The 2970-nt window shown below is 65.9% G+C and carries 2 protein-coding genes and 2 riboswitches; both genes read right to left on the reverse strand.

The window, feature by feature from the left end; translation table 11 throughout:
- Positions 1-105: 105 nt before the first annotated feature.
- On the reverse strand, positions 106-2244 hold the full coding sequence (locus Q4E95_RS12380; protein ID WP_303383591.1) for an AMP-binding protein: 2139 nt from the start codon (positions 2242-2244) through the stop codon (positions 106-108).
- A riboswitch (SAM riboswitch) is annotated at positions 2238-2332 on the reverse strand. It overlaps the preceding gene by 7 nt.
- A 49-nt stretch (positions 2333-2381) precedes the next feature.
- The gene (locus Q4E95_RS12385) at positions 2382-2801 is read right to left on the reverse strand and encodes a CoA-binding protein (RefSeq protein ID WP_303383592.1); all 420 of its coding nucleotides are present in this window, start codon (positions 2799-2801) and stop codon (positions 2382-2384) included.
- An 81-nt stretch (positions 2802-2882) separates the two neighbouring features.
- Positions 2883-2970, forward strand: a riboswitch (SAM riboswitch). This riboswitch is flagged as partial in the annotation.

Below are 2970 nucleotides of genomic sequence, written 5' to 3' on the forward strand. Positions count from 1 at the left end.
ACGAATACATCTCAGGAGCCGGGAGAACCCTCATCCGAACTGGCAATGGCTCTAGCGGCCCCTGAGATGCCGAACAAGGTTCTGATGACCCCTCATATGCGGCGGTCAACCGCGCGCGGCCAGGACCTCCGCGATCGCGTCCAGTGCTTCCTCGTTCTGCAACGAGGAGCGGTCGCCCAGGCTCTGACCCTCGTACAGCTGGGTCAACAGGCGACGGGTGATCTTCCCCGAACGGGTCTTCGGGAGGTCCGGGACGGCGATGACCTCGCGGGGTTTCGCGATGGGGCCGATCTCCTGCGCCACATGAGCGCGCAGCTCTTCCCGGACCTCATCCGCGGACAGTGACTGCGCCTGTGCCGTGAGCACCACGTAGGCCAGCACGGCGTGCCCCGTCACCGCGTCGCGAATGGGGGTCGCACCTGCCTCCACCACGTGCGGGTGAGTCACCAGGGCGGACTCGATCTCAATGGTCGACAGTCTGTGCCCGGACACGTTGATCACATCGTCCACGCGGCCCAGGATGTACAGGTCACCCTCGTGATCGGTGCGAGCGCCGTCCCCGGCCAGGAACCAGCCGCGCTCACCGTAGGCCGCCCAGTACGAGGACAGGTAGCGCTGCGGATCGCCCCACACCGTGCGGGCCATGGACGGACCGATCTTGTCGATCACGGCATAGCCCTGCAGGTTGGGGCCCACTTCCTCACCGGACTCGTCGAGCACACGCACCGAGATTCCCGGGACGGCGCGCGTAGCACTTCCGGGCTTCAGGGAGGTGTGCGCAGCGGCGTCGTCGAACGTGCCGGGAGGGGCGAATTGCGGATCATGCGGGCGCGGGGAGGCCACGCACGAGCCGGTTTCGGACTGCCACCACGTGTCCACGAACGGGACCTCGTCGCGGCCCACCTGCGCTCGCAGCCAGCGCCACGCCTCGGGGTTGATGGACTCGCCCACCGATCCGAGCAGACGAATGGACGAGAGGTTGTAGACCTGCGGCAGACCCTTGGGAAAGGCACCCATGAGCGAGCGGATCAGCGTGGGCGCGGTGTAGTAATTGGTCACCCCGTAGCGTTCGATGACCTCGAAGTGACGACCGTAATCCGGAGTGTTGGGCGTGCCCTCGTAAATCACCTCGGACACGCCGTTGACCAGCGGGCCGTAGATCTCGTAGGTGTGCGCGGTGACCCACGCGAGGTCCGCGGTGCACCAGTGAACGGTTGAATCGACTTTGGCGGGATCGTTGACGGCGGAGAGTTCGTCCGGGCGCAGCACACCGTGGGCATCGGGCACGTCCGGGAGCAGATCGAACATCAGGGCGTGCGTGTACGCGGTCTGCACCAGGTACCCGCCCATCGTGTGGACCAGGCCCTTGGGCTTCCCCGTGGTGCCGGAGGTGTAAATGATGAACAGGGGCGTCTCGGCGTCGAAGGCCTCGGGCACATGCACGTCCGGAACATCCGCGGTCAGCTCGTGCCACCACACGTCGCGCCCGCGCGTCCACGGCACGGTGTCCTCTTCCTTGGAGCGCAGCCCGCGGGTGCCGCGCGGCAGATCCATGCGACCGGGCCGGGAGGTGCGGCGCACCACGATCACGTGCTCGATATCGTTCGTGCCGCTGCAGGCCTGGTCCGCGTTGGTCTTCACGGGGACCACGACGCCGCGCCGGTTCTGCCCGTCCGTGGTCACCAACACCTTGGCGCCGGTGTCCTCCACACGGAACCTGAGGGCCTCGGCGGAGAAGCCTCCGAACACGAGCGAGTGAATTGCGCCGATCCGAGCGCACGCGAGCGTGATGATGACGGTCTCGGGAATCACCGGGAGGTAGATGACCACGCGGTCACCCTTTTCCACACCGAGTTTCAGCAGGGCGTTGGCGGCCTTGGAGACCTCGCGCTGCAGGTCCGCGTAGGTGTAGACCAGGCGGTCACCGGGTTCACCCTCGAAGTACAGGGCCACGTGATGGCCGCGGCCTGCCTCAACATGGCGATCCACGCAGTTGTAGGAGACGTTGAGTTTGCCGCCCTCGAACCAGGCAATCTCGGGGACGGAGAGGATGTCGTTGCCGTCCTCGTCCGCGCCGATCTTCTGCGGCTTGGCGAAGCGGTGGGTCGTGTGCCACGGTTCGGCCCAGTCCAGCCGGGTCGCCTGCTCGGCCCAGAACTCCTCGCGGGCATCATCCGAGATCAGCGCGGGATTGGGCGTGGGGGAATGAGGGTCTGAGTAGGAAGTAATCTCGATCAACTCCATCGTCTCCTGGCATTAGCACCTTGTACCGCACGGGTACCGGTTGCTGCGACGTCAACGAGCCAGGTCTCTCGGCCGCTCCGGATGGGAACCGTTCCATTCAACGTCCCGGGAGGCCGCCGCCGCAAATCGAGTCGGGACTACAGAACCCGCGGGGCCTCGATCAGCGGGCAGGTGTTCATGACCACCTTCACCCCGGCGGCCTTGGCCCGCGCCGCGGCGGTCTGATCGGACACGCCCAGCTGCAACCACACCGCACCGGCGCCGATCTCGATGGCCTGATCCACCACGTCTCCCACGCGCCGGGAGTTCACGAAACAGTCGACCACGTCCACGTGGCCCGGAATCTCCTTGAGTGAGCGATAACCGGTCTCGCCGTGCACGGATTCCCCGGCAAGGTTCACGGGGATGATTTCCTGCCCGAACTCCTCACGGATCCGCCGGGACACCGCATAGGCCGGCCGGGTGCGGTTACTGGACAACCCCACAACGGCCCACCGCCCCGGGGTGGTGAGTAGCTCGCGAATCAGGTCCGGATCGTTGACGTGGCGATCACTCATACAACCATCGTCTCACCGCGCATCCGCTCGATCCTTATGTTTCACGAGCAGGTACGGAAACGGTACAGTGGAGCCCAGAACGATCATGAGTTCCGACGCACAGCCCTGGCTTGTCGGACGGCAACCCTCTCCCGTAGCGGGGTGCCCCAGGTGAGGATCGGGCCGCATG

It is taken from the genome of Kocuria sp., from assembly GCF_030536815.1.
In the GTDB taxonomy this organism is placed as follows: Bacteria; Actinomycetota; Actinomycetes; order Actinomycetales; family Micrococcaceae; genus Kocuria; species Kocuria gwangalliensis.